Source organism: Sphingopyxis sp. (genome assembly GCF_016463645.1).
In the GTDB taxonomy this organism is placed as follows: Bacteria; Pseudomonadota; Alphaproteobacteria; order Sphingomonadales; family Sphingomonadaceae; genus Sphingopyxis.
The window spans coordinates 9,249-15,773 of sequence record NZ_JAEMQX010000088.1; the positions used below are offsets into that span (position 1 = coordinate 9,249).

The following is a 6,525-nucleotide window of genomic DNA, read 5'->3' on the forward strand; positions in this document are numbered from 1 at the left end:
CCCATTATCTGCACTCGACCCTGCGCGAGCGCATTGTCGAGCATGTCTTTGTAGGCGAGGCGCTGCGGCGTCTGTGGCAGCGCGGGATTACCGGAGTCGAGGTGCTGCGCTCGGAGTTCGATGCCGGCGGCTATGATCTGGTGATGAGCTACAAGGCGATTACCCGGCATATCCAGTTCAAGACGGTGACCTTGGGCGGGCGGGCGCCGCGCGTGACCGCAAACCTCAAACTCATGGAGAAGCCGAGCGGCTGCATCATCTGGATCGTGGTGTCACCCGACCTCGATCTCCTGTCCTATCTCTGGTTCGGCAATGCGCCCGATGTGCCGTTGCCCGATATTCGCGGCTTTCCGGTCGCACGCCATGCCAAGGGAACGGCGCAGGGCAAGAAGAACGAAAGACCGATGCACCGGGTGATCGCCAAGGGACAATTCGAGAAGGTCGCGACGCTCGATCTGATCCTGACCAGATTGTTCGGTCCGCTGGATTGAGGGAGGTCGGGGCACCGGCTGCGCCGGACCGGGCTCTAGGCTGACGCCCCGAGCCCCGTGCCGGGTCTCGGCCCTGCCGGGTAACGATCCCTTGCTGGAAAGGCGATTGCTCTAGCGGGCGGTCGGCCCAAGCAGCGTCTCGGCCGTGACCGGCGCGACGCCATTGGCGAGGCCCTCGGCGAGGCCGGGATCGCCCAGCAATGTTCGCCATGGACCGCCATAGCCGGGCGAGGCCAGATAGAAGGCCGCACCGTCACAGGCGACCATGCGGCAGCGCTCCTGTACGTCGATGAGCGAACCGCTGCTGCCATGGCGCGCGACCATGTCGTCCAGGTCGACACGCATCAGCGCCCCGCACCGCCGGCATTGGCTGCGCACCAGGACTTTGTGCCGCTGCATCGCGCCGATGCTGCGCAGCGCGACAGGCCAGAGGATGTGAAGAGCAGCGGTCATCGGGCAATGATAGTCCGCGTCACCGTCCGGTCCAGCATTCTGATGCCCGTCCAGCGAAATCACCTGTTCCTGTGTGCCGCCCAAAGCTCGGGTGTCATCACCATGTCCGGGTCTCGCCGAGGCGCTGTCCCGCGCAAGCCCGTGGCCGGGCTTCTCCACTGCCGTTGCGACCCTACGGGTGCGCGAGCCTGCTGTGCCCCGGCGCGCCGGCCCGTGTTGAAAGACCCCGATCGGCGGGGTTTCGAACGCACAGGACAGATCGCATGCCCGAGCATCAGAGCCATACCTCTTCGCAGCCCGATCGCACTGCAACCATCGCCCAGCTCAATGACGCGCTGCGCCGCTCACTCACCCAGCCAGGCCATAACCGCGTGGTCATGACCATCGGCGTTCAGAGCCTGATCGGCGACGTCAGCCTGTTCCGCAACTTTCAGGCCCGGGCGCAATTGCTGCGCACCATCCGCGACTATGACAGCTTCGGTCCCGACGTGGATCCGCATGGCGAGCGCGATTTCGGCCGGTTCACCTTCCGCGACGCGGTGCTCTACTGGAAGATCGACTATTATGACCGCGCGCTGGAGTTCGGCTCGCCCGATCCGACCGACGAGAATGTCACCACGCGCGTGCTGACCATTCTTCTCGCGCAAGAGTATTAAGCCATGCTGGCCCCGCGCGGCGGGGCCAGCCCTCCTCATGAAGGCGGTGCCGGGCAACGTCTGCTCGAGCAGACTTTGGTGCGCGCTGCGCCGGTCGTGCCGGGGAGACGCCTCATCGCGACCGTATTGAATTCAATACGGTGGGCGCGGATCATCCGGGCAGCGCGAGAGGAGAGAGAGCATATGGTGACGGAGGGGCAGGGGAGCGAGGAACGGCGCTCGGCCTTTCTGCAGCTGCGGGTCACCCCGCAGATGCACGCCGCGATCGCGAGGCTCGCGCTCGACCACGATAATATCACCATCCGCGCGCTCGTCATGAACGCGCTGAAGCAAACCTATGGTCTTGATGTCCCCGATGCGGAACTTCGCGACCAACGCGGCCGGCAGCCCCGGCCCGCGGCTGCTACAGGAGACTGATCATGGCGGAATATTTTTCCCAGCATCCCGATCACGCGATCCTCTTCGGTTTCGCGTGCTTCGCCTTCACCGTCTATCTGTTCCGCGATGTCGGCCCCCGGTTCGGCAGCGGCGGCGGGGACTGGTCGGCGCGCGACCATTATGAGCGCAACCTTCGCAACGGTGGCGACGATTTCTGAGCGCGGCGCCTGGCAGGGAAACATGATGTGAAGACCATCGTCATCAGCCTGCTCAAGGGCGGCGTCGGCAAGACCTTCTTTGCAACCCATCTCGCCTGGTATCTGGCCGAGCAGGCAGGGCGGCGGGTCGCGTTCATTGATCTCGATCCGCAGGGATCTTCGACCCGCCGGCTCGCGAAGGAACGGACCGGCTGGTTTTCCGCCGACCTGTTCGATCCCGACGCAAAACTGGCGCTGGACGACGCAGCCGGCATCACCGTGTTCGCGGCCGATCCGCGTCTCCAGATGGTCAAGGCCGCGCAGGACGTGCATGACTTTATCGTCCGCTTCCGCGAGCTGCCTCACCACTTCGATTATTGTGTGATCGACACCGGACCCAAATGGGACGAGCTCACCTTGAGCGCGATGGCGGTCGCGGACGAAGTCATCGCGCCGGTTCAGGTCGCCGAGGATTCGCTGGAATGCGCCAAGATGCTGCTGACCGCGCTCAAGAAGGCCGAGGGCGCGCGCGGCGGGCGCAAGGTCAATTTCCTCGGGCTGCTGCCCTCGATGGTCAATGCCTTCGACAAGCGGGACATGGACAATGCGGTCAAGCTCACCCAGGCGGTCGGCCCGGCGCTCATGTTCCCGGCCTTCGTGAAGGCGCGCCCGACCTACAAGCATTCGGCCGAGAACCATCATGCGGTCTGGCATGAAACGGGCAGCGGCGCCAAGGCGGCCTCGGACGAGATCCGCTCGATCCTCGCCGAAGTAGAACGGCGCGTCGATGCGCGGGCGAAGGAGAGCGCCTGATGGGCAAATTCGATCAGCGCGCCGAAGAGTTCGGAATGCTCGTGGGCGCGCATGAGAGCGCACGGCGCGTCGAGGACTTGCCGCTCGACTGGGTGATGCCCGACCCCGGCAATCCGCGCACGCACTTCGACGAAGTGGAACTCGCCGAGCTTGCAGCGTCGATCGAGGTGCGCGGCGTGCTGCAGCCGATCATCGTTCGCCCCAGGAATGCGGACGGCAAGCATGTCATCCGCATGGGCGAACGGCGCTACCGCGCATCGCTCGCGGCGGGCAAGACGACCATTCCGGCGATCGTCAGCGAAGCGGGGGAGGGCGGTGACGTCCTCGCCGATCAGATCGTCGAGAATGATCAGCGCGCCAGCCTCTCGTCGCGTGAACTCGCGCTTGGCGTCGAGCGCATGCTGGCGCAGGGCAAGACCCAGGCCGAGATCGCCAAGGCGCTCGGCCGGTCCAAGCAGTTCGTCTCGCTCTACGCAGCCTATGGCGAGATGGAGCCTTATCTGCGCGAGGCGATCGACAAGGCCCCCATCCGCGTCCTCTACGATCTCCACCGCGCCGCCCGCAAGCATCCGGTCGAGGTGCGCGGGTTCGTCGCAGGACTGGGCGAGCGTGGCGTCACGCTTGCCGAAGGTAGCCGGTTCATTGCCTCGCTCAAGGGTGCGGTCGATGCCGGTTCCGCGCCTGCGCCCACCGCGCCGGCAGCCGTGCCCGCCGCACCATCGCCAGCCAAGCCGACGGGCCGGGCAGGGCACGCGCGTCCGATCGTGGCGCCCAGCCCCGTCAAGGTGATGGTCGGCGCCCGATCCGCCCGGCTCATATTGCCCGAGCGCGTTCGGGTGGTGTTCGATGACGGCGATGAGGGTGAGGTCGCCTCGCGCGATCTGTCGTTCGAATGAGCGCTGGACTGGAGTAGGCTGTTTCTCAACCTGCGATGAGTCGCTTCGCGCAAGGAGGCATGATGACCGGCGAACTGGACGATATCTGCGCACAGGTGGATTGCCCGAAATGTGGAGCCGAACTGAGTGTTCCGTACCGGCAGATGCGCTTGCAGAAAGCCGCTGCCTGTTCCTGCGGCGCGATGATCCGGCTCGAGGATGATACGCCGATCGCGGCCATCCAGCGCTTGATCGACGAGGCCAACCCGCCGCACCCGGACAATGATGGGTAGCGCTGGCCCCGGCCAACAGCACCACTCACTCCGCGTCAGTAAGCTTGAATTTTCAGATCGAATGATGGCGGCATCCCTCCTTCAGGGATGCCGCCATTTTCTTTTCAACGATCATTTCGGGCTTGCTTGCGCAGCCGGTGAGGCGCTTCTTCCAGAGAGGCTGCGAGTCTGCTTGAGCAGACTATGGAAGGGGTCAATTAAGGTGAAGGCCGGATAGGCTTGTCGCCGGGGATGTTTAACAATAGGATGGCGCATGGCTTTTTTCGGCCTCCGCCTGCCCGATGATCTCGCGGCGCGCTTCGATGCGATGGCAGCCTCCCGCGGCGGCCGCTCGGCACTGCTGCGTGGGCTGGTCGACGAGGCGCTGCGCACGAACGCGGACGATGTCGTGGTGCCGGCGCCTCGCGAGCGCACGACGGGCCGGGTCGAGGTTCGCCTGACCCCGAGCGACCTGGCCTTGCTCGATGCGGCGGCGGAGGCGCGTGGCCTCAAGCGCACCGAATGGATCGTTGCCCTTTTGCGCCGGCGTCTCTTCGGCAAGGCACCGCCACCGCGTCCCGATCGCGCGGCGATCGCGCAGTCCTGGCGCGAGCTCAACCGCATCGGCATCAACCTCAATCAGGCGGTCCACGCTCTGCACGCCGCGACGATGGTCGATTCCGGCCTCGACCTCGCACGGGAGGCCGCTCGCGTTGCGTCCTTCCGCGATGATGTGGACAAGAAGCTCGCGGCGCTGGGCCAGGCGCTCAAGGGCGATGCGAGCTATTGGGATACGCCGGCATGAGCGGCGGCGACGAAGACGTCCTGCCGCTCCCGAGCCTGATGGAGGCCTGGCGCCCGCCGAGCGGCGGCAAGCGTACGTTGAAAGGCGCGACGTTGCGGATACGGGGCGGCCGGAGCAGTGCGGGCGGTGATGGCTCGGCCATGCTCACGCCCGCGCAGGCGCGCGCCAAGCTCGAGCGCATCGTGCGCAAGGCGCCCGAGGTCATGGTCAAGATCTCGGGCAAGCAGCGGGGGCCTGCGCATCTCTCCGAGCATTTCGGCTACATCTCGCGGCATGGCAAACTCGAGGTGCGCAGCAGTGAAGGCGAGATCATCACCGACGAGAAGCGGCTGAAGGCAATCGCCAGCGACTGGGCGATGCTCGACGATGCGATGAACCCGACTGGACGCGATCGGCCGACGTCGATGTCGATGGTGCTGTCGATGCCGGGCGGCACGACCGATGCCGCGACCATCCATGACGCAGTTCAGGCTTTTGCCCGCGTCGAGTTTGAGGGGCAGTTTGCCTATATGGTCGCGCTGCACACCGACACGGACCATCCCCATGTTCATCTGACCGTCGCCACCCAGGGCGAGGACGGCACCCGGTTCAATCCGCGCAAAGCCGACCTGCATCATTGGCGTGAAAGCTTTGCGCATGAGCTGCGCGAGCGGGGGGTCGCCGCCGAAGCCACGCCGCGCCGGGCGCGGGGCCATGTCCAGAAGCGCATCCGCTCTTCGGCGCGGCATCTCGACGCGCGGACCGACGGCCTTGGCGCAGGAGAGGGCAAGGGGCTCGACATTCACCGCCTGACCGAAGAGCGCGCTGAAACCTTCGCGAACTCTGCCGAGCCCGAACGCAGGGCCGAGGATGTGGCGGCGCTTGGCCGTCAGAAGTTCATTCGTGCGACCTATGCGCAGGCGGCCGCCGCGCTCGCGGCAACGGGCAAGGAAGAGGATCTGGCGCTGGCGCAGGATGTGACCAGCTTCGTGGCCGCCATGCCGCCGGCCGTGTCCCGGCGCCTTGCCCGTGCGCGTGAGATCATGATGGCGCAGCGCGCAGCCGGGCAGGGGGAGCGCACGCCAGAGATGGGATCCAAGGCTGCGGACAAGCCAGACCGGGAGCCGCACAAGCCGCGTGACCGGGAACGCTGAGCGATCGGTTGCGCCGCGCCGCTAGTTGGGCGGGGCGCTGCGGGCCGCGAGGGTACGTAGCATCGACACCCATTGGTCCAGGATTTCGGCCTGATCGGGATCGGTCTCGCGCGTGACGCGCGCATAGACGCTCAGAGCGCCTGCAAATTCCTCCAGGGATGCGACGCCAGCGCGCGCCAGTAGAGCGCCGATGATCCCGAGGGTCCCGCCGATCGCGCTGACGACCGGATCCTTGTCTTCAGGCTCCATCAAAAAGCTGGAGAGACGGACAGACGTCCACCAAAGCTCAGGTCGTTGATCACGCTCCAGTTCCCTTTGTCGAGCGCCCGCGCCACCCCGAAGCCATCTTCTCCGGACAGCCGGCGGCACGCCCTGAATTATGAGGCGTGCCGGCGTTGGAACCGGTTGTGGTTTAGCTGAGGTCTTTTCTCTCCTGCAAACAGGCGCACGAT

Annotated in this window: 10 protein-coding genes and 1 pseudogene; 9 read left to right on the plus strand and 2 right to left on the minus strand. The window is 65.8% G+C overall.

What is annotated here, in order from left to right:
• On the plus strand, positions 1-491 hold a 491-nt coding region (locus JHC57_RS15915; protein ID WP_294031186.1), incomplete at its 5' end, for a hypothetical protein.
• 111 nt (positions 492-602) lie between these two features.
• Here JHC57_RS15915 and JHC57_RS15920 read toward each other — a convergent pair.
• Positions 603-944 carry a hypothetical protein gene (locus JHC57_RS15920; protein WP_037492277.1) on the minus strand — a complete coding sequence of 114 codons (342 nt, stop codon included), beginning with the start codon at positions 942-944 and terminating at the stop codon, positions 603-605.
• Between the two features lie 263 nt (positions 945-1,207).
• Between JHC57_RS15920 and JHC57_RS15925 the strand changes: the two genes are divergently transcribed.
• From JHC57_RS15925 to JHC57_RS15960, 8 genes are all read left to right on the plus strand, one after another.
• On the plus strand, positions 1,208-1,600 hold the full coding sequence (locus JHC57_RS15925) for a DUF3768 domain-containing protein (RefSeq protein ID WP_004212795.1): 393 nt from the start codon (positions 1,208-1,210) through the stop codon (positions 1,598-1,600).
• A 3-nt stretch (positions 1,601-1,603) separates the two neighbouring features.
• Positions 1,604-2,017: a hypothetical protein gene (locus JHC57_RS15930; RefSeq protein ID WP_157225233.1), complete on the plus strand. Its 414-nt coding sequence runs from the start codon at positions 1,604-1,606 to the stop codon at positions 2,015-2,017.
• Between the two features lie 2 nt (positions 2,018-2,019).
• Positions 2,020-2,196 (plus strand): hypothetical protein, encoded by a 177-nt coding sequence (locus JHC57_RS15935; RefSeq protein ID WP_004212791.1) that lies wholly within the window; start codon positions 2,020-2,022, stop codon positions 2,194-2,196.
• 27 nt (positions 2,197-2,223) lie between these two features.
• Entirely contained in the window at positions 2,224-2,988 is a 765-nt protein-coding gene (locus JHC57_RS15940) for a ParA family protein (protein ID WP_004212790.1), read from the plus strand.
• A complete protein-coding gene (locus JHC57_RS15945; protein WP_004212789.1) occupies positions 2,988-3,884 on the plus strand; it encodes a ParB/RepB/Spo0J family partition protein in 897 nt (298 codons plus the stop codon). The genes JHC57_RS15940 and JHC57_RS15945 overlap by 1 nt, the downstream gene beginning before the upstream one ends.
• A 62-nt stretch (positions 3,885-3,946) precedes the next feature.
• Positions 3,947-4,156: a hypothetical protein gene (locus JHC57_RS15950; protein WP_004212788.1), complete on the plus strand. Its 210-nt coding sequence runs from the start codon at positions 3,947-3,949 to the stop codon at positions 4,154-4,156.
• Positions 4,157-4,409: 253 nt separating this feature from the next.
• A complete protein-coding gene (locus tag JHC57_RS15955; RefSeq protein WP_004212787.1) occupies positions 4,410-4,940 on the plus strand; it encodes a CopG family ribbon-helix-helix protein in 531 nt (176 codons plus the stop codon).
• Positions 4,937-6,073: a relaxase/mobilization nuclease domain-containing protein gene (locus tag JHC57_RS15960; protein WP_004212786.1), complete on the plus strand. Its 1,137-nt coding sequence runs from the start codon at positions 4,937-4,939 to the stop codon at positions 6,071-6,073. The genes JHC57_RS15955 and JHC57_RS15960 overlap by 4 nt, the downstream gene beginning before the upstream one ends.
• A 21-nt stretch (positions 6,074-6,094) precedes the next feature.
• On the opposite strand, the pseudogene JHC57_RS15965 reads toward JHC57_RS15960, so the two are convergent.
• Positions 6,095-6,525 (minus strand): annotated as a pseudogene (locus JHC57_RS15965) (hypothetical protein); the annotation flags it as partial.